Annotated in this window: 26 protein-coding genes; 18 read left to right on the top strand and 8 right to left on the bottom strand. The window is 39.9% G+C overall.

What is annotated here, in order from left to right:
* Position 1: 1 nt before the first annotated feature.
* Positions 2 to 790 (bottom strand): L-threonylcarbamoyladenylate synthase, encoded by a 789-nt coding sequence (locus tag HED61_RS14705; RefSeq protein WP_003125646.1) that lies wholly within the window; start codon positions 788 to 790, stop codon positions 2 to 4.
* A gap of 396 nt (positions 791 to 1,186) precedes the next feature.
* Between HED61_RS14705 and HED61_RS14700 the strand changes: the two genes are divergently transcribed.
* The 6 genes from HED61_RS14700 to HED61_RS14675 all read left to right on the top strand — a co-directional run bounded on the left by HED61_RS14700 (position 1,187) and on the right by HED61_RS14675 (position 5,973).
* Positions 1,187 to 2,023 (top strand): YitT family protein, encoded by an 837-nt coding sequence (locus HED61_RS14700; protein ID WP_029486479.1) that lies wholly within the window; start codon positions 1,187 to 1,189, stop codon positions 2,021 to 2,023.
* 264 nt (positions 2,024 to 2,287) lie between these two features.
* The gene (locus HED61_RS14695; protein WP_050762645.1) at positions 2,288 to 2,965 is read left to right on the top strand and encodes a L,D-transpeptidase; all 678 of its coding nucleotides are present in this window, start codon (positions 2,288 to 2,290) and stop codon (positions 2,963 to 2,965) included.
* A 47-nt stretch (positions 2,966 to 3,012) separates the two neighbouring features.
* Positions 3,013 to 3,318, top strand: a complete 306-nt coding sequence (locus tag HED61_RS14690; RefSeq protein ID WP_003125650.1) for an MGMT family protein — start codon at positions 3,013 to 3,015, stop codon at positions 3,316 to 3,318.
* Positions 3,319 to 3,439: 121 nt separating this feature from the next.
* Positions 3,440 to 3,841, top strand: a complete 402-nt coding sequence (locus tag HED61_RS14685; RefSeq protein ID WP_003125651.1) for a VOC family protein — start codon at positions 3,440 to 3,442, stop codon at positions 3,839 to 3,841.
* Between the two features lie 315 nt (positions 3,842 to 4,156).
* Positions 4,157 to 4,666, top strand: a complete 510-nt coding sequence (locus tag HED61_RS14680; protein WP_005470580.1) for a hypothetical protein — start codon at positions 4,157 to 4,159, stop codon at positions 4,664 to 4,666.
* Positions 4,663 to 5,973: a glycosyltransferase family 2 protein gene (locus HED61_RS14675; RefSeq protein WP_113849356.1), complete on the top strand. Its 1,311-nt coding sequence runs from the start codon at positions 4,663 to 4,665 to the stop codon at positions 5,971 to 5,973. Before HED61_RS14680 ends, HED61_RS14675 begins: the two co-directional genes overlap by 4 nt.
* Positions 5,974 to 6,049: 76 nt before the next feature.
* On the opposite strand, the gene HED61_RS14670 is transcribed toward HED61_RS14675, so the two are convergent.
* Positions 6,050 to 6,820, bottom strand: a complete 771-nt coding sequence (locus tag HED61_RS14670; protein ID WP_003125655.1) for an ABC transporter permease — start codon at positions 6,818 to 6,820, stop codon at positions 6,050 to 6,052.
* Complete coding sequence (locus HED61_RS14665) at positions 6,813 to 7,748, bottom strand: ABC transporter ATP-binding protein (RefSeq protein WP_003125657.1); 936 nt, start codon at positions 7,746 to 7,748, stop codon at positions 6,813 to 6,815. Before HED61_RS14665 ends, HED61_RS14670 begins: the two co-directional genes overlap by 8 nt.
* 360 nt (positions 7,749 to 8,108) lie before the next feature.
* Between HED61_RS14665 and HED61_RS14660 the strand changes: the two genes are divergently transcribed.
* From HED61_RS14660 to HED61_RS14650, 3 genes are all read left to right on the top strand, one after another.
* Positions 8,109 to 8,810: a YcjF family protein gene (locus HED61_RS14660; protein ID WP_034704047.1), complete on the top strand. Its 702-nt coding sequence runs from the start codon at positions 8,109 to 8,111 to the stop codon at positions 8,808 to 8,810.
* A gap of 647 nt (positions 8,811 to 9,457) precedes the next feature.
* On the top strand, positions 9,458 to 10,981 hold the full coding sequence (locus tag HED61_RS14655) for a helix-turn-helix domain-containing protein (RefSeq protein ID WP_228073963.1): 1,524 nt from the start codon (positions 9,458 to 9,460) through the stop codon (positions 10,979 to 10,981).
* Between the two features lie 448 nt (positions 10,982 to 11,429).
* Positions 11,430 to 12,950, top strand: a complete 1,521-nt coding sequence (locus tag HED61_RS14650; protein WP_219645153.1) for a flavocytochrome c — start codon at positions 11,430 to 11,432, stop codon at positions 12,948 to 12,950.
* A gap of 91 nt (positions 12,951 to 13,041) precedes the next feature.
* Here HED61_RS14650 and HED61_RS14645 read toward each other — a convergent pair whose 3' ends face one another.
* Complete coding sequence (locus HED61_RS14645; protein ID WP_219645154.1) at positions 13,042 to 13,617, bottom strand: CDP-alcohol phosphatidyltransferase family protein; 576 nt, start codon at positions 13,615 to 13,617, stop codon at positions 13,042 to 13,044.
* 238 nt (positions 13,618 to 13,855) lie between these two features.
* A complete protein-coding gene (locus HED61_RS14640; protein ID WP_003125662.1) occupies positions 13,856 to 14,296 on the bottom strand; it encodes a DUF1761 domain-containing protein in 441 nt (146 codons plus the stop codon).
* A 266-nt stretch (positions 14,297 to 14,562) separates the two neighbouring features.
* Here HED61_RS14640 and HED61_RS14635 point away from each other — a divergent pair, with 266 nt between their 5' ends.
* On the top strand, positions 14,563 to 14,874 hold the full coding sequence (locus HED61_RS14635) for a YxeA family protein (protein WP_369914311.1): 312 nt from the start codon (positions 14,563 to 14,565) through the stop codon (positions 14,872 to 14,874).
* A gap of 296 nt (positions 14,875 to 15,170) precedes the next feature.
* Here the strand turns inward: HED61_RS14635 and HED61_RS14630 are convergent, their stop codons facing one another.
* Positions 15,171 to 15,491, bottom strand: coding sequence for a hypothetical protein (locus tag HED61_RS14630; protein ID WP_219645155.1), 321 nt, complete (start codon positions 15,489 to 15,491; stop codon positions 15,171 to 15,173).
* Between the two features lie 190 nt (positions 15,492 to 15,681).
* On the opposite strand from HED61_RS14630, the gene HED61_RS14625 reads away from it, so the two are divergent.
* A complete protein-coding gene (locus HED61_RS14625; protein WP_003125665.1) occupies positions 15,682 to 16,140 on the top strand; it encodes a DUF5626 family protein in 459 nt (152 codons plus the stop codon).
* A 21-nt stretch (positions 16,141 to 16,161) separates the two neighbouring features.
* Complete coding sequence (locus HED61_RS14620) at positions 16,162 to 16,680, top strand: helix-turn-helix domain-containing protein (RefSeq protein WP_003125666.1); 519 nt, start codon at positions 16,162 to 16,164, stop codon at positions 16,678 to 16,680.
* An 818-nt stretch (positions 16,681 to 17,498) separates the two neighbouring features.
* On the opposite strand, the gene HED61_RS14615 is transcribed toward HED61_RS14620, so the two are convergent.
* A complete protein-coding gene (locus HED61_RS14615; protein WP_176332955.1) occupies positions 17,499 to 18,167 on the bottom strand; it encodes a DUF421 domain-containing protein in 669 nt (222 codons plus the stop codon).
* 237 nt (positions 18,168 to 18,404) lie between these two features.
* Between HED61_RS14615 and HED61_RS14610 the strand changes: the two genes are divergently transcribed.
* From HED61_RS14610 to HED61_RS14600, 3 genes are read left to right on the top strand one after another with little or no spacing between them, the layout of a single operon-like run.
* A complete protein-coding gene (locus HED61_RS14610) occupies positions 18,405 to 19,718 on the top strand; it encodes an ABC transporter substrate-binding protein (RefSeq protein ID WP_219645156.1) in 1,314 nt (437 codons plus the stop codon).
* A 29-nt stretch (positions 19,719 to 19,747) separates the two neighbouring features.
* Complete coding sequence (locus tag HED61_RS14605; RefSeq protein ID WP_171917259.1) at positions 19,748 to 20,620, top strand: carbohydrate ABC transporter permease; 873 nt, start codon at positions 19,748 to 19,750, stop codon at positions 20,618 to 20,620.
* Positions 20,621 to 20,636: 16 nt separating this feature from the next.
* The gene (locus HED61_RS14600) at positions 20,637 to 21,452 is read left to right on the top strand and encodes a carbohydrate ABC transporter permease (protein WP_003125672.1); all 816 of its coding nucleotides are present in this window, start codon (positions 20,637 to 20,639) and stop codon (positions 21,450 to 21,452) included.
* A 120-nt stretch (positions 21,453 to 21,572) separates the two neighbouring features.
* Here HED61_RS14600 and HED61_RS14595 read toward each other — a convergent pair whose 3' ends face one another.
* On the bottom strand, positions 21,573 to 21,710 hold the full coding sequence (locus tag HED61_RS14595) for a hypothetical protein (protein ID WP_021150289.1): 138 nt from the start codon (positions 21,708 to 21,710) through the stop codon (positions 21,573 to 21,575).
* A gap of 425 nt (positions 21,711 to 22,135) precedes the next feature.
* On the opposite strand from HED61_RS14595, the gene HED61_RS14590 reads away from it, so the two are divergent.
* The 3 genes from HED61_RS14590 (at position 22,136) to HED61_RS14580 (ending at position 26,059) form a co-directional block, all read left to right on the top strand.
* Entirely contained in the window at positions 22,136 to 23,755 is a 1,620-nt protein-coding gene (locus tag HED61_RS14590) for a C40 family peptidase (protein WP_219645157.1), read from the top strand.
* Between the two features lie 131 nt (positions 23,756 to 23,886).
* The gene (locus HED61_RS14585; RefSeq protein WP_171917257.1) at positions 23,887 to 24,645 is read left to right on the top strand and encodes a DeoR/GlpR family DNA-binding transcription regulator; all 759 of its coding nucleotides are present in this window, start codon (positions 23,887 to 23,889) and stop codon (positions 24,643 to 24,645) included.
* Positions 24,646 to 24,664: 19 nt separating this feature from the next.
* Positions 24,665 to 26,059, top strand: a complete 1,395-nt coding sequence (locus HED61_RS14580; protein ID WP_081132118.1) for a M24 family metallopeptidase — start codon at positions 24,665 to 24,667, stop codon at positions 26,057 to 26,059.
* Positions 26,060 to 26,086: the final 27 nt, after the last annotated feature.

The raw sequence follows: 26,086 nt of genomic DNA, 5'->3' as shown, positions 1-26,086 counted from the left end.
ATTAGTAGTATTCGCCGTGGCGATAGTCCCAGGAATTGAAGTGATCGGACAAAAACAGTTGGATTTTATCTACAGCTAAACCCTTCCGAATCAATACAGGCGCCGGGGTGATCGATCGCTGAGAGCCTTGATGAGGAATCAATTTGCCAGCAGAATCTACGAAAGAAACCATGACTCCTTGTTCGTAGCGGGTCTCTATCGTTTTATCTGGTTGGATCGAAGCGACATAGTCATTGCTTTCAATGATGAGGTCTGCTTCGTTAGCGATTTGTTCACCAATTCCTTCCACCAGACCACGATTGCCTTTACCAGAAGGATTTGCTGAGCTGGCAAACAATAGCTGTTGCTTTTCCTCCCAAAGAGCTTTAGCGATTTGTTCTCCAGGAACGCCGAATTTGATGACGAAACAACTCGTTTCCCTGGTATCCATCATCAATTCTTGCGATCCGTCAGGAATATATGCTTTTCCAGACTCTTTCCATGGTAAGATCGCGCCAAAAAGAACATCGTTGTCCCAACATTTTTGGTAAACTGCCGCAATTTCATCGTTCCATTCTGCTAATTCTTGTAATTGTTCCAATGAGCTGCATAATACAACTCCTGGCTTATTACGTTTGCGATTTTTGGCAGAAAACTTGCGTTCTAGTCCTTTCTTGTCAGAGACGGCAATAATATAGCCTACTTTAGTGGGGCAAACGATGACTTTGCCTTCTTGCTGGAGCAGTTGGATTGCTGCTTCGTTGGGTTCGCCAGACCAAGTGGTTTGTTTGTTTGTCTTCAAATGGTTCATCCTTCCTCATTTTGTTTATTTCGCCTAAAAATTCAGAAAATTCTGATTTAAAATCGTTAACCTTGATAATAAGGGAATCTCTAAAGAGAGTCAAGAGCAAAAAGATGGAAATGCAGCAGCATTCTGGATGATCATTTTCAGAGAAGGCTGAAAAAAATGCTTCTCTTTTCCAACGATTCTGTGAGAAAATGAACGTCAGAACGCAAGTCAAAAGGTTCCTAAACAACCAAGCTTTGAGCAAATTTTTCTTGCCTGTACTTGATCCTATAAGAAAAAAAGTTTCAGTCTTCTGAACAGAAATTTTGTCACAACTCAGAGATGAGGGTATAGTAAAAGCACAAGTTCTCGGAAAAAATGACAGCTTCTATTCGGATGATCAAAGAAAAGAGGAAGACAATGAAGCAATTGATAACTTATAGTAAAATACTCTCTGCACTGGTGATTCTAGCGGTGAGCATCAACATGTTTTTAGGTCCTCATCATATTGCAGCTGGAGGGGTCAGTGGCATTGGAATCTTGATGGAATCTGCTTTGGGCTGGGACCGTGCGCTTGTGATCATGGTTCTGAACAGTGTGATGTTGGTTCTGGCCTATGTTTTTTTGGGGAAAGCGCCTTTCTTCAAGGTGCTGTTCGGCAGCATAGTTTTTCCGTTAGCAATTGCCGTAGTGCCTGAATATATGTTGGCCAGTGATCGTCTGCTGTCTGTTATTTTTGGGAGTGCGATTTTTGCTGCTGGGGTTGCTATTTTATATAAAAATAATTCTTCTAGTGGCGGAACTACGATTCCGCCGCTGATCTTCCAGAAATATTTCCATATCAATCCTTCCATTGGGCTTTTAGCCACAGATGCGGTTGTGGTAACAATGAGTTTACTGGTTTTTGGGTTTGAAGAATTTTTGTTTGCGATTCTTTCGATTGTGATTACTTCGATCGTGATGAATTATATCGAAACTGGGATGGACCGCAAGAAGTCTGTGATGATCATGAGTGAGGAACATCTTGACGAGATTCAAGCGGCCATTGCAACGGCAATTTCTAGAGGGGCAACCTTGTTAGAAGCACAAGGTGTTCATCGAAGAAGTGAGAAACAAGTTTTATTGATCGTTGTCAACGATCAAGAATTTGCTGATATCAAACAATTGATTGAAAGCATTGATCCGCAGGCATTTGTAATTGCCAGCAATGTAGCTGAAGTTTTAGGACGAGGGTTTAGTTACCACCCGATTGAATGAGGCCTGTCCGCATCCGTTTGAAGCGCTGCACGATGTTGTAGGCTGGTTCTACTCTTTCATTTTTAACTGGCTTTTTAGTTACAAAGGCGTTAAACTGCTAATGGATCATTTTATCAAGAGTTTTTTAAGAGACGCTGAAACGAAATCTGCTGTTAACTTGTTTTGTCACTGCTGATTAAAATCACGTTTTAGAAGCAGCTTTGGTAAAATGAACTGGAAATTGTGCCTGAGAGATTTTTCGACGGCTTAGTAAGGATAGAAATAATGAAAGAAAGATACCCTAAAAGAACCATTGGTATGTTTGTGAGTGCTGTGCTGTTATTCATTGTTAGTGCCAGCCTATCACATAACGTAGCCGCTGGTCAGACGAACCAGTCTACAGAACAGACCAAACAGACCATTCCTAAAAAAGCAACGATCCCTACGAAAAAAAATGCAATTACTAAAAAGGAGAGATCAGGAACGTCTAAATCCTCAGAGGATTCTTCTTCGACAGAAGTAGCCGTCGCAGATTGGCGTCATCCATCTGAGAAGAAAGCCTATCCTGTTTTACAAGAAGGTGATTGGGTCGATGTCTCATTGGCAAACCAGCGGGTGAAGATCATGCGGAAGAATCGAGTGCTTTATACGATGGTTTGCTCTACCGGATCAGGAGGAGACCGAAGAACGCCTACAGGAACTTATTCCATTCAAGCTGAAAGAGGAGAAACTTTTTTTAATGAATCTTCTGGCGAGGGAGCGAACTATTGGGTATCTTGGAAAGATCATGGCGTCTACTTGTTTCATTCGGTGCCGATTGACGCTTCGGGAGATTACATTGAAGAAGAAGCAGAAGAACTAGGACAAAAAGCCAATTCTCATGGGTGTATCCGTTTGACTGTTGCAGATGCAAAATGGTTTTATGAACATGCCCTTTATGGCATGCAAGTTATCGTGCATTGAGCGAACAAGAAAATTCGCTAACGATTGAAAGGAGCTGCTTGATAGGTATGAATCCATTTTATGAAGAGGTGTATCGTTTCGTAAAGAAGATTCCGTATGGCAAAGTGGCTTCTTACAGCCAAATAGCTTGGGCTTTAGGTCGCTTGAATGGTGCACGAGCTGTAGGACGCGCCATGAAATATTGCCCAGAGTCATTACCAGCCCATCGGGTAGTACGAGCAGACGGCGAGATTGTGGGCTTTACCGCCGTAGAACGAAAGCAGCGGCTGCTAGCAGAAGGGATCGTCTTTAAAACAAACGGAAAAATCGATATGAAACAATGCAGCTGGCATGGAGAAAAGGAGTCATCCTGAAAAATGCCGCTGCATTTTTTGTGAAAATAGCTTCAAATTGATTGTTTTGTATATCTGGATCGGCCCTTTATAATAAAGGAGCAATGACATGTCGCTCGGGTTTGTCAAAGGAGGAAACAGCATGGGAAAGATGGTTTTTATCAATTTGCCTGTTCAAGATATCAAGCGAGCTACTAGTTTTTATGAAGCGTTGGGCTTTAGCAAGAATGAAGAATTTTCGAATGAAACATCAAGTGGAATGATGTGGAATGAGACGATTTGGGTGATGCTGTCAGAATATGCGTTTTATGAACAGTTTTTAAATGGTAGAAAGATTGCGGATACGCAAAAGACGAATGCTGCCTTGATCGCATTTAGCTTTGATACACCTGAAGGAGCTCGAGACTTTGCTAAAGCGGCTGAAGCCAATGGGGGACAGTCGTTTCAAGTAGAGATGGGGATTCCAGAGGAAGAAATGCTTGGTTTTGAAGTGCTTGATCCGGACGGAAATCAATTAGAATCTGTCTGGATGAAAGGGTACTAAAAAGCAAGATTCGTGGGTGTTCAAAAAAATGGACTTGCCTGATAACTTTTGAAATTGTTGTTAGCGGTTTTCTTTTTAGGAAGTCGAATTAAAAGAATAGGATCACAAGGAAACTGGCGCAAGCTAGTTTCTTTTTCTTTCGAATCGATTCAACTAAAATGTAGGTATACTCGCTTAGACCTAGTCCTACAAGAGGACAAATATAGCTTTTATTGATTAAGTGTTTTTGTGACCGCTACCAGGGTTGATGCTTCTTTTTAGGAATAAGCGATGTATAGATGGAGAAGAGAGTTACAGCCAAAAGGAGGATGTGGGATGAAAAAAAGAATCACCAGAGAAGAAGTCAGTCAACAGCTGGTTTCAGATTTGTTTTTTGAAAAAGGACATTTAAAGTTAACGTTGTGGCAATCATTTTTGACACTGCTTGCGTGGATTGCTGTGATCGTACCATTCGTTTGGGTCGCTTTCCCGGTTTTCTTTCCGCAAACAGCCGCTCAAATACGATTTAGGACCTATGTGGAGGAAGCTACTATTTTTAGATTGTTAGCATTGTTTTTAGGAATTTCCTTCGTTCTTTTAGTTATTCTTTTTGTTCTGTTGACCGTGAGGAACAATCGGCGTTTTCGCCATACATTGCGGAAAGAAGTCTTGCATGATGAAAGAAAACTTGAACAGCGCAAAGAAGTGTTGGAAGAATTTTTTGATGACCGTTTTGGTCCTGAAGAGATGCGGCATTCTGTTTGTTATTATGAAGTGAAACCGGAACAAAATCTAACGGAAACAGAAATAGTAAAGTTGTATAAAGATAAGGGGGTCTCTCTATGATTGAACAAATCGATACGGGATACCCGATAGTGGATTTCTTCCTTTTTCTATTAGTGGCCATTTTATTTACTTATCCAATCTTAGGCGGCTTTGCTTGGTTCATTGGCGTCCTTTGTCATACGTATTTGTTTAAGCATCAACAGATTGAATGGATCCCCATTCCCGAAGAAGTAGAGCCAATGATCACGATCATGGTCCCTGCCCATAATGAAGAAGTGGTCATTGAAGATACCATTCATTACTTAATGAATAAACTGAATTATACCCGTTACGAAGTGTTAGTCACAGATGATGGCTCAACGGATCAAACACCAGAAATCCTTAAGCGTTTGCAGCAAACCTACCCTAATCTACGAGTGGTACGCATCCAAAAAAACCAAGGAAAAGCCCATGCCTTTAATATCGGGATCGGTTTTGCTAATGGAGAACTGATTTTGAGTAACGATGCAGATACTGTACCGGAACCCGATGCACTCTGGAAATATGTCAATTACTTTATTCGCCAAGATGCGGTAAATATTTCAGCGATCACTGCAAACATGGACGTTCAGAATCGAACGACGATTGTCAGTAAGTCACAAACTGTTGAATTTTCAAGTATCGTAGGTATTATCAAGCGGACGCAACAAGGCGTGCTAGGTGTTATCTATGCATACAGCGGTGCCAACACGATGTATCGAAAAAATGCTTTGATCGATGTGGGACTCTTCCGCCAAAATCGTGCCACCGAGGATATCAGTATTGCCTGGGATCACCAATTCCAAGGCTGGTTGTCCTTGTTTGCTCCGCGGATCATGTTTTTCATGGAAGTTCCTGAGACCATGAAGATGCTTTATCGCCAACGGAAACGTTGGGCAAAAGGCGGTACAGAAGTCTGGCTGACAAATTTCAAAAAAGTATTCACTCATCCATTTCAAAATATTGGTCGGTCCGTCATGTTTGTGGATCAAACATTGAGTATTATTTGGTCGATCTTCTTTTGGATCTCTTCAGCACTGTTCATCTTTTCTTTTCTTCGTTTTGCATTCGAAGGAAACATTGAACGAATGTATCATATGGTGACAATGGCCTTCCTATTCGTTTGTTTTGAAATGGTTGCTGGGATCATGCAGTTGTTGACTAGTTTATTGGTGGACGATGCTGGCAGAAAAATCAAGTATTTCATTTTTGCACCATTTTATATGCTGATTTATTGGATGGTCAATGCTTTAACGATCGTAACGACCTTCATACCAGCGGTCAAAACAATTTTGGGACACGGCAGCGGTGTTTGGGTCAGTCCCGAAAGACAAGGCAAAAAGAATTAGAAAAAGGCTGTGCCAAGAACTCTCTTAGTTCTTGGCACAGCCTTCCTGTTTTCATTGAAAGATAGCCGTCAGTTTCTTAGCTGCGTAGACCGCGGCCTTTTTCAATTAATTTCCAACAGATACCGTACAAAACAATTATGAATAAAACTAGAATCAGAACAGAGACTAAAATCGGCACATCAGTTGTGCCCAAAAAGCCATAACGGAATCCAGAGATCATATAGACGATTGGATTCACTTTAGAAATAGCTTGCCAAATTGGTGGCAGCATCGAAATGGAATAGAAGACGCCTCCTAAATAAGTCAGTGGCTGTAGGACAAACGTTGGCACGATCGATACATCGTCAAATGATTGGGCAAAGATACCATTTAGCAAACCAGCTAGTGAGAAAAGAATTGCGGTCATCACTAATGTCAGAATAACCATTACCCAAGAAAAAACATGCAAAGGAACAAAAAAGAGAGAAATCACTGTGACCAGCATACCAACTAAAATACTTCTGCCCAAACCACCGAAAACAAATCCCCAAATAATCACATGAGTAGGTACGGGTGCAACTAAAAGTTCCTCAATATTCTTTTGAAACTTCTGAGAAAAGAAAGAAGACGAAACGTTCGCGTAAGAACTGGTGATCGTTGACATCATGATCAGCCCGGGAACGATAAATTCCATGTAGGAGAAGCCGCCCATTTCGCCAATACGGCCGCCAATCATTTTCCCAAAAATAATAAAGTACAACGAAGTCGTTATCACTGGTGGTACGAGTGTTTGGACCCAAATCCGTAAATAGCGGTTGGTTTCTTTGACCGCTAGACTTTTTAATGCTGTAAAATAAAGACTAAACATTTTTTTCCCCCGCTTCATGTTTTTCTTCGGTTAATTTCAAAAAGAGTTCCTCTAAACGATTCGATTTGTTGCGCATGGAAAGAACTTTGATTCCTTGCTTAGTAAATTGCTCAAACAAATCATTAACGCCTTGATTGCGCTCAATCTCGACTGCTAACGTTTGATCATCTTCAAAAGCACTTTTATAGCCGGAGATCACAGGTGGTTTCACATAGGTATCTAAGTCAAAGAGGAATGTCTCAAACTGTAATTTGGACAAAAGGGTCTTCATGCTGGTATCTTCGATCAATTCACCGGATTGAATGATTCCGATGTTGCGGCAGAGCATTTCTGCTTCCTCTAAATAGTGAGTGGTTAGAATAATCGTCGTACCATTTTTATTTAATTTTTGCAAGAAGGCCCACATTTCTCGGCGCAGTTCGATATCTACGCCAGCTGTTGGTTCATCGAGGATTAAGAGTCGCGGCTCGTGCATCAGAGCCCGTGCAATCATCAAACGGCGCTTCATTCCTCCCGAAAGCATTCTGGCCCGAACATCGCGTTTCTCCCATAAATTGGATTGCTTTAGGTATTTTTCGCTACGAGCGATCGCTTCTTTGCGAGGAACGCCGTAGTAGCCCGCTTGATTGACGACGATTTGCTGTACTGTTTCGAAAGGATTGAAATTGAATTCTTGTGGAACTAAGCCAATTTGTTGCTTGACTTGAACCAATTCTTTGTCCAAATCATAACCGAAAACTTTGACACTGCCAGAAGATTTGTTTACTAGTGAAGTAATGATCCCGATGGTTGTTGATTTGCCAGCACCGTTCGGCCCTAAAAGCGCATAGAAGTCACCTTCTTCAACTGTCAAGTTGATACCGCGTAATGCTTCGACGCCGGTCGCATAGACTTTTTTTAGATCTTTTATTTCAAGTGCATAGGTCATTGATTTGTTTTCTCCTTATCAATTGATGATTTGTTGTGGGGATTGGCAGCAGCTGCTGCCTATATGAATAAAACACGCTCGATTAGACATGCTTCTCTGAAAAGAGGTTATGACACTTTCATAATACCCAAGAAACAAGTAGTCATTATACCACGGGAGAGACTCTCGTTTAAAGAGGGTATCGTTGGATCGGTCATGTTAGCTTTTCTGTTAGAAAGAAGTTGATTTCTTGTGCTTCCGTTAAGAATTATAACACCTGAAGCGCGGCTTTAGGTGATTTTTGTTTGTTAGTGTATGATGAAAATAAGAGGTTGAGAAAGCAACTAAATCTATGACAACTAATCATTAAAGGTGGTTTTTATGAAATTAAAGAGAAACACTCCCAAAAATAAAAAATCTCAAAAAGAGATTTTGCTGCAACAAGTGGATGAACCTGTGAAAGAATCGGCAGAACAAGAAGAGTTTCAGTCATTCTTTGCAGAAGTTTTAACCAAACTACCAAACAAAACGGCAGGGATCATTCGTCGATCTTTTGAGAAGTCAAAACATACGGCAGAAAAGATCCAAGCAAAAAGCCGTACCCAATTTGATGCCGTCTTCTCTGAATTTTTAATGGGTGTGGATGATGCTACGAAGAAGAAAGCGCATCGAATCATCCATGCCGCTTCTCTGACGGCGGCCATCATTGGTTGTTCACCTATTCCGTTTTCAGATGCGATACTCCTTGTACCTGTTCAAATGACGATGATGGCTAGACTACACAAGTTGTTTGGTCAATCGTGGGTCGAGGGAATCGCAAAAAGCATTTCTAAAGAATTAGTTGTTGTTAGTTTAGGTAGAAGCGCTGTGGGGAATATTATCAAGTTCGTACCGGGGGTCGGTACGATCGCCGGCGCGTCCATTAACGCGGGGGTAGCCAGTGCTATTACTGAATCTTTAGGTTGGGTTACTGTTAAGATGCTGAATGACGGTGAAGATATTTTTGAACAAGCCATGTCCTTTAAAGGCCAATATCACACCTTATTTAAAGCATTAAAAAAAACACGAAGCAAATCATCTTAAAACATATACCGCTCGCAAGAACGTTCGTATAGGATGAGTCCAGAAACATCAACAATAATTTTTTCAAGAGACCTTTGGCTATTCTCGAAGGTCTCTTTTGCTTGTGTAAGATAAAATAGGGGGATTTGTTTTTCCTGAAAAAGTATAAAAGCATCACATGGATAATTATCGTCAGTAAATGGCTAACCGAAAGCAGCGATAAAAAGGTCTTTATTAACAATAATTTTCCTGCATTTATAGGAGTTCCTGCCAAAACATTTCTAGTGACAATGTAAAAAAAAGTGAGTTCATTTTCCCGAATTGGGTTTCTCAAGATACAGATTAACTTTATAATTTTTAGTTAGTGGAGTTAAATTCTCATTAAAAATTGATGGCTGAAAGGAAGCACTTAAGTAGTAGGGAGGATCAATTACAGAATTAAGGTCAGAGAAGGCAGTCAGATGCCTTTTTTTATAACAGTAAAAAGTTGAGCGTTCTTCCTTTGTTGAGGCGCACTACATAGAACAGATGAAGAATGAGCGACTTATTCGACAAATGTTTAAAATTAGCTTAAAAATTAATATATATATTTAATCGTTTTATCAGTTTATATGAGTATGAAAGAAAGCAACTTATGAACGAACTTCTATTTAATGCAGGAGGAAGACATGATTATTCAGGATCTTTTTGAAAAGCGAACCCAATTAATGGTCAATTGCTTGCGTTATATTTATCAGTCAAATAGTTTTGTAACAATCGTTAATTTATCAGAAAGACTGAATGTGAATCGAAAAACAACGGATAGTATTCTTAATGAATTGCAAAAAATCAATCCGCAAGCAATCAAAATCAAAAAAGCATTAGGGTGCTCTTTTAGTGGCAATAAAAACATTTATTTTGATATACAACATGAAATTTATAATCAGTCAGTCATATATCAAGTGATCGAGAACTGTCTATTGTCAAAAAGAATTAAGATTGAAGAGTTTTGTGAATTGAATTACATAAGCCTTTCAAACCTAAGAAAAAAATTTCATTGCATCAACCGTAGTCTGCAACGCTTTGAATTAAAGATAGGCACCAAAAATAGACGGATCGTGATTGAAGGGTCCGAAAGCCAAATTCGTTACTTTGGTCATTCCTTTTTTTGGACGATTTGTAAAGGCGGTCAGTGGCCCTACCCCGAATTGAATTATGCTCATATCAGAGAATTATTCGTTCAGCGAATCTTACCTAATTTTGATTTTCAACTGAAGCAATCGATCGTGGATAAATGGTGCTACTTGATTGCGATCAACATCCTCAGAGATAAAAAAGGCAACCGCTTGAAAATGGAGGAAATGCCTCAATGGTCGATCAATATGACTCAAGATCTATTTGAAAAAGAGTTTCAAAATATCAAAGATTCTTTCTTTCAGTATAGCTTTTTTAGAGATGAAAGCATTTATTTTCTATTTTTGATGATGCAAACTTCCACGCAGTTTTACGCTAAAAAGGCGACCTATAAGCAAATTATCGATTTTTGGGAAAGAGAAAAAGCAGAGGTGTATTTAGAAGCAGTCAGTCTCTCAGAAAAATTGACATTGCCGTTAAATGGCGGAAATGAGAAAAATGTCTTCGGCATTTTATTGGCGGCGCATTCTTTTTATGACGCTTTTGAAGGATTCCTGGAAGTAGGTTCCGATTCAGATATCATCCGCTATTACAGACACTACTACCCAGTGCTTGTGAATAAAATACGTACCATTTGTTTTGGCAGCACAACAGGGCAACTTACAGAAAAACAGGAGTTTCTGCTCTTACGATATGTTCTTGCCTACACGTCTCTGATCACACCTACTTTATTTGAGAAAAAGATTGTTGTTTCGGTAGAAACAGATTTTCCTTTCTCATTTGAACAGTTCTTCATTATGCAGCTGAAAAAGATCTTCTCCGCTCTTTATAATATTGATTTTATTGCTGCGGAATCACTAGTTGAAGAGCCAGACATCATTATCTCAAACACCTACCAGAATCGTTCGGCAATCTACATGAGTGGAGCGATCGACAGTTTAGAGATTGAACGTCTGACAAAGAAAATCGAATCCATCAGAAGAGAACACATCTTGCAGGAGAATGTGATTGTTTTTTCGCAACAAGTAGTCAGTGCCGTTTTCGAAAATCATGAAAGCGCTAAGGATATTTCTGTGTAATAAAGATGTAGAAAATTATCGTTCCAAAAAAGCAACTAGCAGTTGGCAAGTAAAGAATAGAAGCAATCAAATAAATTTTGACCAGAAGCAATCAAAGAAAAATTCCTAAAGTTTTGCCTGCGGTGTGTATATATTTCTATGTATGCACCGCTGATCAATGGGGACATATACACAGTAAATGAAATTTCGATTAGAACAACTAATGAAAAATTACACAAAATATAAGCGTGATTTTATTATTTTCTATTTTTATTATGTTTATATAAATATGTTGGGTTTGTTTTTTAGATGATAACGCTGATTTTAAAGCAATTGAAATTGTTAATAGTCAAAATATTTTTTATTCTTGTTTGTTAATAAAGTAACAATCAATAGTGCTAGAGCGCTGCTTTTTCAGTGGAAGAATCAAAGAACAATCAAACAAAAGAAAGAAAGTTGGGGGAAAAAAGTGAAAACAAGTGGATTAAAGAAATTGGTCATTGGCGCTGCAAGTTTATTATTGCTCAGTGCTTGTGGTAGTAACGGGGCGACAAAAGATAGTGAAACAGCAAAAAGTTCAGCATCATCAAGCGAAACAGAAGTGGCTTCAGGTGCATCTGAACAAGAATATACCGATCCTTCTGAACTAAAAGATCAATATGACATTGTCATTGTTGGTGCTGGTGGTGCCGGAATGGCAGCTGCTTTATCTGCCAAAGAAGCTGGGATGAATCCAGTCATCTTGGAAAAAATACCGATCGCAGGCGGAAACACATTGAAATCTTCTGGTGGGATGAATGCTTCTGAAACAAAATTCCAAAAAGAACAAGGAATCGAAGACAGCAACCAACAGTTCTTTGATGACACACTAAAAGGTGGTAAAGGTACGAATGACCAAGAACTTTTACACTACTTAGTCGATAACTCAGCTTCAGCCATTGACTGGTTAGACGGCATGGGAATCACATTAGACAACATCAGCTACAGTGGTGGTGCAAGTGTCAAACGTATCCACCGTCCACATGACGGCTCTGCTGTCGGAACCTACTTGGTAGATGGACTATTGAGAAATATCCATGAAAAGGAAATTCCTTTGTTTGTGAATGCTGATGTGAAGAAAATCAACGAAAAAGACGGAAAAGTCACTGGCGTTTCTGTAAAAATCGGTGATGAAGAAAAAACGATCAATGGGAATGCAGTTGTCGTTACCACTGGTGGCTTTGGCTCAAACAAAGAAATGATTGAAAAATATCGTCCGGATTTAAAAGGCTATGTCAGCACAACATCTGAAGGCAGTACAGGTGACGGCATCAAGATGATTGAATCTCTTGGCGGTGCAACAGTCGATATGGATCAAATTCAAGTTCACCCAACAGTTGTTCAAGATACAGGGATGTTAGTCAGTGAAACAGTCCGTGGAGAAGGTGCGATTTTAGTCAACCAACAAGGTGAACGTTTCTACAACGAATTAGAAACCCGCGACAATGTTTCTGCGGCGATTACCGCTCTTCCAGAAAGCTATGCTTACTTGATCTTTGACGATGCATTAGCAGGTCGAGCAAAACAAGTTGATTTCTACAAAGAACAAGGTGTAGTCGTTGAAGCAGATACGATCGAAGCCTTAGCGAAGAAAATCGACATGGACGCTGATACATTGGCAAAAACACTAGATACATGGAATCAATCTGTTAAAGATAAAAAAGACGAAGCATTTGGTCGAGAAACAGCAATGGATTATGACTTAACAACTGGTCCTTACTATGCAATCAAAATCGCACCAGGAATCCACCACACAATGGGTGGTGTAAAAATCAATACCAATACACAAGTCTTGAAAAAAGACGGTTCTGTTATTGATGGTTTATACGCTGCTGGAGAAGTAACTGGTGGTATTCACGGACAAAACCGTATCGGCGGAAATGCAGTTGCTGATATCATGGTCTTTGGTCGTCAAGCAGGGGTCCAAGCTTCAGAATACGCTAAAAAATAAATAAACATCACTATTCATAATAGATAGTACGCAAAAAACGTCCAGCTGTAATAAGAGCTGGACGTTTTTTTGATACTCCTGTTGCTAAAATTTAGCTGGATTGATGAGAAACAGTGAAAAAGCCTTTTGGATTCGGTTCGTAATAAGTGCTGCGCCAGACAATCAGTGTTTCCTCTATAGATGAAAACAAAGCGAGCAGGAATGTCACGACCCAAATATATCCTGATACGTCACCAAAAGTAAATGCCACGAAACACAGGAGAAACAAGGCAAGACCTGTTATCTTGTTGCTCAATGTGTGCAGCATCCCCCACTGAGCAAACTTAACTTTAGTCAAAATCAAATTAAGAAATCGAATGCTAGCGACTAAGACAATGCCATAAATGATCCAATCTGGATAGATCTTAGTTTTAATGTAAAGAAATAGGACAATGGACCAAAAAACAAAATCACCTAAACTATCTAGTTTTGAGCCCAAGGTCGTTTGCAATCGATAGGTTCGTGCAATAAATCCGTCTAAAACATCCGTCAATCCGCAAATGATGTAGCAGACTGAAAACAAAGGCTGCTGATTGATCAATAGAAGACCAGCTAACGCGATCCGTGCAATGGACAAGAGATTGAGCAGGTAGTTGATGGTGATCCCTTCTTTCTTTTTTTGGCCCAAGAATAATCAAAAAACGACAAGCTTGCTAGAGGGGGAAAAGCAATCCCGAGAGCTCAACTAAATCAGCGAAAGAGATTAAGAGAAGATCGTGGGTGAATAAAGTACTACTAGGATTGTCGTAAGACAATCTAGCCCACTCATACCTTACGACAGGTTTTCACTGATTGGTTTACATTACCTGTTTTTTTCTGCCCCCGATAGCTTGAGAAACACTTGCTTATGATTGCGTATCAGCTTGTTAACCTACCACTGGAAACAAGCCAATGATGATTCCCATAATGACTAACTCGATTGCACCATTCAATAAATGCAGACCAATCAGTTTTTTGCTTTGTCCAGCATAGGCTGCATTTACGAAAGTTGCCACAGCAAATACGCCCAGCCATAGCAAAAAGGCCACTTGCAAGCTCGTCATCATCCAACCGTCATGGTCAAACTTATTGAACCAATAGGTGACTTGTCCTAGTGTAAATGCCAATAATAGTCCGCCAACAGCTGTCCCGCCAAAAGTAAAAACGACATCGCCGGCAGACATATGATGACTTTCTTTATTTAGCATGCCAGATTCTTTTGCCCAAAAGCGCCCCCAAGCATGGATTGGATTATAAAGTAAGCTCCCGCTGATCATAAAAGCAAGTGTTGCCAAAAGAATAGCAATAAGATTGAAATGTGTAAGCATATAGGTACTCCTTTTTTAATTATTGTAATCTTTTTTGCCTTTGTTGCCTAGCTGGATAAGCAGTATTAAGCAAATATCAATAAGTTGTAGAAGTTTTCTTACGGCAACCTTTCAATTTTGTTATTTTGGATTGGGACCTAAGGCCGATTTCCCCTGTTTTTATTTTGCTAAGATAGAAAGAGAGACGAAAGGAGAATATGATGAAAAAAATCGTACGAGCAATCTTATCCATTGGTTTGTTTTTCTTACTTCTGTGCGGGGGAATCATGTTGTACACTAACCGAGCATCGGGAGAGGTGGCAGGAATTTTAGATCAATTGAATCCACTTGTTCCAAAAAGCGAAATGTATGTAAAAACGCAAGCGCCTGAATCGGTCAACGGCTATGGCACTGCTCATTACAAACAAGTAGCTGCCACGGCAGATGGCCAGACTCGAATGATAGAATTTGAAGGCTTACAAGTGTTGAAGACAGAGCGCTTTTTGAAATTGACGAATAAAGGGGCACATGTTGAGACGTATGAAGAAATTGCCAAAGAAGACGTGCCGTCAGCAGCACTGAAAGAGATCGATGGATAGCACGAGAATGACGAATAACAGAAATAAGTTTAGCAGCAAGGCAAAAAATTTTTTGCGAAGGTCTGCTGGAAAATGAGGATGAGTTAAGATACCAGCCCAACATTTATCTGTGAAAAGGATACTTGTTGGGCCGTTTTATTCGTAAAACAGCGTGTCAAAGACCGAGTTATGCACATATTAACAGTTTTATCCACAATATATAGGGGGAACTTGTTTTCGCCTACGACATCTTGAGGTTGTATTGTCTTTGTGGATTGAGAAAGGGTTTATCCTCTTAACGAAAACATTCCTTTTATTTATAATAGTCCGCTTTGCACATGCTTATGCAGCCATTGTGAGAGTTGCTCGAACAAAAATCGGGAAACGAGATAAGTCAGCAGCACTGCAAGAAAGTAGCCAAGTAAATCAACTTGCAAGTGAGCGATCTTTTCAAAGGAAAAGAGTGCCCAATGACTTTCAAGAGGTTCATTGATACTCCTATACCAGATGAATCTTAGCGGGAAGCCAAAAGCATATTCGTACAAGTGACCAAATTGTTGGCTAGATACTGGACCGAAAAAAACACTAAAAAGCGGCAGACTAAAACTGAATAATAGGCTTTTATTTTGCTTTTTCATTCTGACACCTCCCCACAGATCGTACTTTTCCATTATTACAGTAATTGTTATAGAAAAGAAGCAACCTTTTGTTTACAATGAAAGGGAAATGAAGGATGTAAACCAATGGTTTCCCCCTGTAAACCTATAGTTTCTCCTTATATTTCAAGAAAAGCGATAAAGTGAAGACAAATAAGAGAGGAGTGTTTTTATGAAGAAATTAGTTATTTTAGTAGCCTGTTTTTTAGGTTTTTTGGGGGTGTCTGTCACAGCTGCAGCGGATGAAAAGAATACAGATGAGCTTGTTTATGAAATGACCGCTGGCGTCGGTTCTCAAGAGATATCTTATATTGATGAAGCGGGTGATGAAGTCGTACTATCTGTTGAATATATTCAACCCTTTGCACGAATTGCTCAAGGAACTTATAAAGTGTCTAAGACAGTCAAAGGAAGTTGGACTGCTTCTTATAATGTAAAGATCAACTCAAAAGAACAGATCACAGCGGCGACAAATTTGAGCATCAAAGCATTGAAAGGAAGTATTCTTTCGAGTTCATTAACCCATACGACGACTAAGGCTACTTGCAGCTTTAAACAAAAAGCTGGAACGATTACAACAAATGCAAGCGTGACCGCAACCATTTCTAATGGTAAACTAGTTGTAAAGTAATAGGTGTAGGAGATGAAATTAGTGGCCTTAGCGGAACAACTAAAATTATATCGTGAGAAAAGCGGATTGTCGCAAGCTTCCGTAGCAGAAGAATTAAAGATTTCTCGTCAGTCGATCTCTAAGTGGGAGAATGGGCGTGGCTATCCAGATATTGATAATTTAGTTTTACTAAGCAAACTTTATCAAGTATCGATTGATGAATTGCTGCAGGAAAATGAACAATTGAAAGAACAAATTCAAAAGAATAATGTGGAAATTGAAGATAAAAAGAAGAAGTTGAGTTTTATCACCCAACAAATGTCTTCTGATAAAGATGAAGGATTGATTTTGCTGCTTTTAGCCGGCGTATCCTCATTCATCTTTCCTTTAGGCATCCTCCTAAGCGGTTTTGCCATTTGGCGTAACAAGAAGACAAATTCTTTTTATCGACTTGTTTATATTGTCTGTGCAATCGCTTTGCTGTTAAATCTTTATGATGGGTATGTCCATGTTGCAAATGTCATGAACTGGGGGACAACGACTATCGAACAAGTGGACTAGTTGCCTGCAATTATAGCAATAGCTAAGGCCCTAGTGAAAAAATTGAGTTCTGCTTTGTATGAGAAGATTCAAGCGAAAAAAGATATCCCGCCTGAGAGTAGCTAGCCAATACTCGCGATAAAATCGTGAAGACGGGCTAACTATTTCTCAGTGTTGGGATATCTTTTATTTGAGTGAGTATTCGTTCACTTATTTAATCTTAGTAAAAATAAAAAACATCTGATTGATCGTTGAATCATCGCTCTTTTGTTACAAGATTCGACTGGAGTACAACGGGACATCGTCACCGATGGGATATCCGTTTGTCGAAGATCTTATGGCATAGACTCTATTTCTTTTTGCTTTGAAAAAGCAAATAAAGGATGATAGCAATCGTTGAAAGAGCTAGTCCTAAAAGATTGTACATCAAATCAGACGTGGGTTCATAATGATGATGATCAAAAACATTTAGTAAAAAAAACAAAAATGGTATCAAAAGAAAGAGTAGTACAACGACATTCTTTCGCCATGTAATAAATATCGATCCGATAATAAGAAACAATAAAACAGGAATCCAAAAAATCAATCCACCAATTACCTCTATATCCCTTCACCTCCATCTAATTCAGTAGAATACTTCTTTCATCTGAAAAAATTCCAAGAAAACAAAGAAATCTCTATGAAGAGGCAGTGAGGAAAAAATAACGTTTTTAAAGTAAGCCTTTTTTGCTCATGCTGATTGCTAAGTGATTACTCGTCGAAAATAGTTGTTGATGGATGGTATCTTCCTGATGGCATCTTCCTAAAGAGGAAAAGTATCTTAAAATCGAATGATTGTTTTAGCCATCGATTCGGTAGCGAGCCTGAATCGTCTCTGCCTTGGTGATGATATAAAACCCATTGTCTTGGGACCACTCTACATAAATAAGATTTTTGAAAGAAGAATAGCCTTGTTTCTGTAATTCTTCTCGTAGCCAAGTTTCGCTCAAATGATGGGATTGCAGTACAGGATATTGAATATTTCCTTGGTCAACCAGCATGATTGCCAATGTTTGCTCATCCTCTGAATGTGTTAAAACACTGATTTGCCCCGCGTTTTCCAGTACAACATACTTGGCATTTGCAAGGGAGAAACATTGTTTTTGCCGTAACATGGTTCGCAACTGCTCCATTTCGATATGATTGCGGGTAATCTCTTGTATATTGAGCTGACCATTGTGAATCAAGACTGCCGGTTCGCCTTTCAACCAGCGATTGATTGTCTCATTTTTTTGAACAAATTCTTCAATAAAGTAAATCAACAGTGCCCACAAAGCGATAGCGAAAAGGACATGGAAGACCGAAACGTTGTCATCGTAGATCGACTCTTCTAAAATTCCGCCTAAAACGAGAGTATAAATTAAGTCGAAAGGTGTGATTTCCGACAGTGTCTTTTTCCCTAACAGTCTTGCCACCAACAATAAGCCAAATAACCCAAAGAATAATTTTAGAATAATCGTAAAAACCATCTGCTCACCTCCTGTATGTTAGCACTACTATATCATTTTCTCATTTTAATCTCATTGTTCTGCACTTCTTTCATATTTTGTTTCCATTCATCATGGCTCAAATTTATTCATTTTTATCAACAGAAATTCAATTATTTGGTTTTTTTTCATCTGATATCTATAATAAAAGCAAGGTGCAATCGCTTTCTATTGCACCTTTGCTGGGATTTTAGGAAAAGCAAATAGGAGGAGAGAAAAATGAAAAAAAGGTTGATTTTTCTATATAGTATATTGAGCTTTGCGTTGCTTGTTGGTTGTTCCAGTAATAATGAGAGTAGTGAATCAGGAGATTTTGCTAGTTCAGATGAGCAGACATTGACTGTCTGGGCTTGGGATACGAATTTCAATATTCCAATTATGGAAAAAGCAGGGGAGTACTACCGTAAGGATGGGCATGATGAGATTAAAGTGAATGTCATCGAAATGTCGAATGAGGACACAAAGCAAAAAATGGTTTCTGGATTCACGTCGGGGGTATCAGAAGGATTGCCTGATATCGTTTTGATGGATGATTATGATGTACAAAGTTATCTTACGAATTATGAAGGGAAATTTGCGGAGTTATCTGATACCATCGACTTTGCTGATTTTGCCGAATACAAAGTAGAGAATGCTACCTATAAGGAGGGAATCTATGCAGTCCCATTTGATTCTGGTTCTGCCGGATTATATTATCGCACCGATTATTTAAGTGAGGCAGGCTACAGTGAAGAAGATATGAAAGATTTGACTTGGTCCCAATTTGTCACTATCGGTGAAGATGTGAAAGAAAAGACCGGTAAATGGTTTGTCGCATTCATTCCCAACCGTGGGACCCATTATCTGCAGATGGCGATGCAGTCTGCCGGACTGTGGTATTTCGATGAAGAGGGCAAAATTTTCTTGAAAGACAATTCAGCGATCCGCGAAATGATGCCGATCCTAAAAGAGATTGACCAGAAAGAGTTAGCAAAACCGGTAGATTATTTTGCTCCTGAGGGAATCGGAGCAGTTACGAGTGGTGAAGTCGCGGCGGTTAATTCTGCCATTTGGTTTTCAGCAACGATTCGTTCCGCGGAGGATCAAAAAGGCAAGTGGGCTTATACACATCTGCCACAATTAGAGACAGTTGATGGGGCGACCCCCTATTCAAACCTAGGCGGATCAAGCTGGTTAGTTTTGAACGATTCGCCAAATAAAGAACTGGCAATGGATTTCTTGAAGACAGAATTTGCAGGTAATGATGAATTTTATCAAGAGATATTGGTCGAGAATGGGGCAGTGGGAACGTATTTGCCATCTCAAAAAGGGGATGCGTATCAATACAAAGACCCATTTTTCAATGATGCGCCAATCTATAAAGATTTTTCGAGTTGGATGGCTGAAATCCCTGGTGTCGACTATGGCAACAATACGCAAGCAGCGGTTGATGCTCTTCGAGGAGTTATGCAGAGTTATTTTGATGATGCATTGAGTTTGGACGAAATGCTAGAAGAAGCCGAAAATAATTATACAATGCAAGTCGGCGAGTAGCCGATTTGCATTAGCAGGGAGTGGATAAGATGGATCCTTCGAGAAAAAGGCGAGAAGTATGGAAATTTATTAGTTTTGCAATGATCTTAAGCAGTATTTTCATGATCTATCCAATTCTTTATTCAATTTATTTATCTCTTCATACGATGCAAGGATTGCAATCCGTTTTTGTTGGTTTAGACAATTACGTTCGGATGTTTCAAGATACCATTTTCCACAAAGCATTATTCAACAATTTTGTTTTCTTGATTTTTCAAGTGCCAATCATGGTGTTTTTAGGACTTTTACTAGCTTTTGTGTTGAATACACCAAAACTAGTTGGACGAACTTTTTTTAAGCTTGCCTTATTTCTGCCAAGTGTCACCTCTCTGGTTTCTTATGCGGTTTTATTTAAGATGATGTTCCAGATCGGTGGGATCATTAATCGGGGCTTGCTGGCAATTGGAATTATCCAACAACCGTTAGACTGGTTAAATAGCCCTTTTTGGGCGAAAGTGACGGTGATCATTGCCTTATGCTGGCGCTGGACAGGGTATAACATGATTTTTTATTTAGCAGGATTACAAAATATTTCAGATGATACGTTGGAGGCTGCGGATATAGATGGCGCAAACAGCTTTCAGAAGTTCTTTAGGATCATTATTCCTCAATTGAAGCCAGTGATTGTTTTTACCACAATCACATCGACGATCGGAACGATTCAGCTCTTTGATGAAGTGGTGAATTTAACAGGCGGTGGCCCTTCAAATGCGACATTGACTGCAGCACAACTGATCTACAATCATTCATTTGTCTATACCTCAAATTTTGGTTATTCAGCAACATTGTCGTGGGCGTTGGTAGTGATCATTGCGGTCTTATCCTATGCGCAGTTCAAATTAGCAAAAGACGACCGACAATAAGCAGAAAGGAGCAGCGATGAAGCGAAATGTGAATACACTGATAAAATATCTTTTTTTGATCGTAGCGGCATTCGTCTCTATCTTTCCTTTCTATTGGATGATCGCGGGAGCGACGAATACATCGAATCAGATTGCTGCTGGAAAACTCACACTAGGAAATCAGCTGATCACGAACCTTCAGCAACTATTTTCTAACTATAATGTTTCCTTGATCATGTGGAATTCGATCAAGATTTCTGTAATTACTGTTCTATTTAGTTTACTGATCACATCATTGGCGGCATTTGGTTTTGAGAAATTTCGAACCCGCAGCAGTGAAATGATTTACTCGCTTTTTTTACTGTGCATGATGATTCCACTGGCTGCATTAGTCATCCCATTGTTTAAGATGATGTCAGGCCTGCATCTTGTAAATCAGCATATCGCCGTTATTTTGCCGCTAGTCAATAATCTCTTCCTGATTTTTTTCTTTCGTCAAAATTTCAAGTCCTTTCCCGATGGCATTTTAGATGCCAGCAGGATCGAAGGAGCAAGTGAGTATACGATTTTCTTTCGGATCGTTTTTCCAATGATGCGCTCAACTTATGCAGCAGCGGCTATCTATGCTTTTATGAACTCATGGAATAGCTATTTGCTCCCGCTGATCTTTTTGCAGACAGAAGATCGTCAAACGATGACGTTGCTGATATCGAACTTATCATCGGCTTCTTATGTTGCGAACTATGGCGTGCAGATGACAGCAATTGTCATTGCAACGATCCCTACATTAGTCCTTTTTCTCTTTATGCAACGAGGGTTTGTCAAAGGAATGACGGGATCTTTAAAGCTTTAACGACACAAAAAATACCTGATTATTTAGCCGAACCGAGAGTCTACTCGGATCGGTTGAATAGTCAGGCATGTTTTTCAAGCTACAAAGCAGCCTAAAGTAAATGTCGCAGGCAGATAAGGGTCATCGTTTGTCTTTAGCGGCGGATTTTTTGTCTTTTTTTGGTACAGAAGCAAGGGCTTTTTTGAAAATTTCCTCTTTTTCTTGCTTATAACTATGCTGACGCTCGGCATAAACTTTTTCTTTCGATTTCGTTTTCATTTTAAGTCACCTCTTCCTTTTTTTTACTATAGCATAATTTCACAAAGAATTAAAACGGTTTCTCTTTTGTTTTTAAAGCTTTAACGCTTTTTAAAATAGTATTTGTGAAGAAAAAGGGACTAGATTGCAAATAAATGTCGAGTAGATGGAAGGATTATTGAAGAAAATTGGCCTACCTTGTTTATTTGATAGGAGCTACTCTAGTTTCCAAAAAAACAGTCGGGTTCATTCGTTTTGATAGCGTTCTATATTTTTTTCATTTAAAATAGAATTGTATTTGTATCGTTTGTATAGGTAAAACGTGGTTTTAGAAAGAAAATTTTTCGGTGCCAAGGAATAAACCTACATTAAATAAATGTTACAGACAGAAAAAAGATGTTAAAAATCAATCGATTTTGATAGAATGAAAAGGAGGGGGTGTTTCATTGGAATCTCGAAAAGCAATCCGTAAGCGTTTAGTGAAACAAAAACGATCACTTTTTATTCAAAAAAGTATAGGGGTTACAACGGTGTTAGCTTCTACATCAGGTGTATTCACAACTTTGGTCAACGCACCAGAGGCCAACGCTACAGGAGTAAATGAAACAGAAGTAGCAAAGTCAACTAAATCAACTGCAACGACAACTCTTGCTCGATCGTCAGAAACAACGATCAATCGACAATTTAAAACGACCGCTTCACTGAATGTGCGTTCAGACGCTTCAACCAGTGCGAGAATTATCAACGGTGTGGGGAACAATACCACGATCAAAGCTGTTGCTCAAAAATCAGGAACTTCCGTCAATGGGAACACGACGTGGTACAAGTTGTCATCTGGGGGTTGGATTTCTGGCGCTTATGTAACAACCGCCAGCAACAGCAACTCTTCCAACAACAGTACTAGCGGAGAAACAGCTGTCAATAAGACCGTCAAAACAACAGCAGCACTGAATGTACGGTCTAGTGCATCAACCAGTGCGAGTGTCGTTCGGGGATTGAGCAGCAATGCCACGGTCACTGTGGTTGCTCAAAAATCAGGAACTTCTGTGAATGGTACAACAACATGGTACAAATTGTCTAATGGTGGCTGGATTACCGCAGCTTATGTTCAGGCTGTGTCTAGCGGTTCAACGACAAGCAATCCTGGAAACACATCAACCACAGAACAAGCAATCAGCAAAAATGTTAAGACCACCGCTTCATTGAATGTACGTTCCAGTGCATCAACAAGTGGTAGTGTTGTGGGAAGTCTGAGCAATAGCACGACCGTTAAAGTTGTCGCTCAAAAATCAGGTTCATCCGTCAACGGCAATAAGACATGGTACAAATTATCTACAGGTGGTTGGATCACGGCAGCTTATGTCAAAGATGCGAGCAATACGAGCAATCCATCGACCGGTGGATCAAGCAGCAATAATTCTAATTCATCCAATAATTCTGCCGAACAAGCAATCAGTAAAAATCTACAGACTACGACTGGGATGAATGTTCGTTCGAACGCTTCAACTACTGCCAGTATTGTCAGCAGTTTGAGCAGCAACGCTGTAGTGAAAGCAGTGGCGCAGAAAAAAGGGACTTCTGTCAATGGTAATACGACGTGGTATAAGTTATCTAGCGGTGGCTGGATCACGGCAGCTTACGTAAAAGAAGTCAGTGGAAATACCACAACAAATCCTGACAATTCTGGCAACAATACTATCGGTACGAATATTAACGGTGCTGCTATTGTAGCTGAAGCCCGTAAATATATCGGGACACCCTACCAATGGGGAGGGAAAGGGCCAGATGTCTTTGACTGTTCCGGTTTCACTCGTTATGTCTTTTTACAAGTAACAGGGAAAAATATTGGCGATTGGACCGTTCCGCAAGAAAGTGCCGGTACGATCATCCCTGTATCTCAAGCCCAAGCAGGAGATCTTCTATTCTGGGGTGAAAAAGGCAATACGTATCATGTTGCAATTGCAACAGGTAACGGCAGCTTCATTCATGCACCAAGCACTGGGTACACGGTTACCGAAGCAAGTTCAGGTTTTTCAACAGCCAGCTTTGCGCTTCGTGTAAAATAAGAAGAACAATGACGACAAAACTACCTGCAACATGTTTGTTGGAGGTAGTTTTTTTAAGATCGTTTGCATCTTTTTGCATTGTTTCGCAATTTTTTGCATTGTATTTTTTAGTGGAAAGGAATGACAGAGAAATGTTTGTGGAACAGCGCCTAGCTAAAATCCAAGAAGTGCTAGCAGTTGAGCAAAGTGCTTCGATTGAACGATTGTCCAAGTTGTTATCCGTATCAAAAGATACGATTCGTCGTGATCTGATTCAATTAGAAAAACGGCACGTACTTAAACGAACCCACGGAGGGGCGGTTTCGACGAACCCTGCAGCCGTGATTTATGATTATCAAACTCGCGCCGGGCAATTTTATGACATAAAAGCAAAAATTGCTAAAGCAGCTATTCATTGGATCAAACAGCCAGCTGCGATTATTTTTGATGCATCGACAACTGTAGAAGCGGTGATCAATGAACTGTCAGATTATCCTCTTCAAGCGATTACTAATTCATTGACTCATGCCCAACGATTGGCAGCGCTAAAACAGAGTACGATTACGGTTTTGCCTGGAAGATTAGACAAAGAACAATTATTTTTATATGGTGCGGATACTGTTGCCAAACTTGCCCAATTTCAGGCAGATTACACACTGTTAGGAGTATTTGCCCTTTCTACAGAAGGCGTATTTATCCATACGGAAGAAGAAGGCATGGTCAAGCGTCAGATGGTGAAACAAGGAGAGTTTGTCATTGCAGTAGCTGACCATACAAAGTTAGCAACGACTGGTTTTTTTAAAGTCTGTGATCTGCCGGAGATCGATCTTTTAATCACCGATCAACAACCAGACATCGAGTTACAAGCAGCACTTGCCGCAGCGAATGTGACCATTTATGTAACAGAGTAAATCAGAAGGAGTTTTAATCATGAAAAAAGCGATTGAATTAGCCATTTTACCAGAACCACCTATTTTTGAAGAGGTCGCTCCAGTTTTTTTAAGTGATGCGACCATGAGTCAGCGCAAACAAAGTGTCTTAGAGCGAATGGCTGCTGAAGAGTTTGACACGTTGGTGATCTATGCAGACAAAGAACATGGCAGCAACTTTGAATATCTGACAGGATTCCTGCCAAGATTCGAGGAAGGACTATTGGTTCTAGATAAAACTGGCGCCGCAACACTCATTTTGGGAAATGAAAATTTAAAGCTGCAGGCTCATTCCCGCATAGCGGCAGAGCTAGTCCATTACCCGCAGTTTTCGCTGCCGAATCAGCCTATGACAGGAGAAAAATCACTATCCTCTGTTTTTTCTTCTTTAAGGTTTAAAGAGAAGAAAAAAATTGGCATCATTGGGTGGAAGATGTTCACGACGCATCACGAAGATCCAGCCACACTCTTTGATGTTCCTTATTTTATCGTAGATGCAGTCAAACGGGCAGTCACAAGGACATGTCATGTGGTAAATGCTGCTTATTTGCTGATTGGTGAAAAAGGAAGCCGTAGTCACAACAATGCCAATGAGATCGCTCATTATGAATATGGGGCTAACCTTTCTTCTCGTTGTATTTTGAGTGCGATGAATGCGATTGAAGTTGGCAAGAAAGAAGCCGAAATTGGGGCATATTTGTTGGCAGAGGGACAAATGCCTTCTGTGGTGCCAATCGCTGCTAGCGGTAAACGATTTGAATTTGCCAATCTTTATCCAACGCACAAACGAATTGCTTTGGGTGATCCTTTCTCAATGACGATTGGTTATAAAGGGGGACTCTCCAGCCGCACGGGATTTGTCGTCTCAGAAGCAAGTCAATTGCCGGCTGAACAACAAGATTACCTTGAACGTGTCGTGAAACCGTATTACCAGGCGATCACCACTTGGTTGGAAGCAATTCGAATCAACCAAACGGGTGGCGAGATGTATCGATTGATTGAAGAAGTTCTGCCAAAAAAGAGTTATCACTGGCATTTGAATCCTGGACATCTGGTTTCGGATGATGAGTGGATGTCTTCACCAATCTACGCGGACTCTCTTACACCTTTAGAAAGCGGCATGATGTTCCAAGTAGATATCATTCCATCTGTTCCTGAGTATACTGGTGTCAGTGCGGAAGAATGTATTGCATTAGCTGATCAAGAACTGCGACAAGAATTAAAAGCCGATTATCCAGAATTGTGGGAACGTATCACGAAACGCAAAGAATATCTCGAAAACTGCTTGAACATCCAACTATCTCCCGATGTTCTACTTTTATCAAACACAGTCGCTTATTTGCGTCCATTTTATTTAGCGAAGAATCAAGCATTACGAATCAAAAAATCACGCTAATTGGATTCATCCTTAGGCGAATTTGAG

The organism is Enterococcus gallinarum, from assembly GCF_021496385.1.
GTDB classification, from domain to species: domain Bacteria; phylum Bacillota; class Bacilli; order Lactobacillales; family Enterococcaceae; genus Enterococcus_D; species Enterococcus_D gallinarum.
Note: the sequence above shows the minus strand (reverse complement) of the source record. Positions and strands in the feature narration are given on the sequence as shown.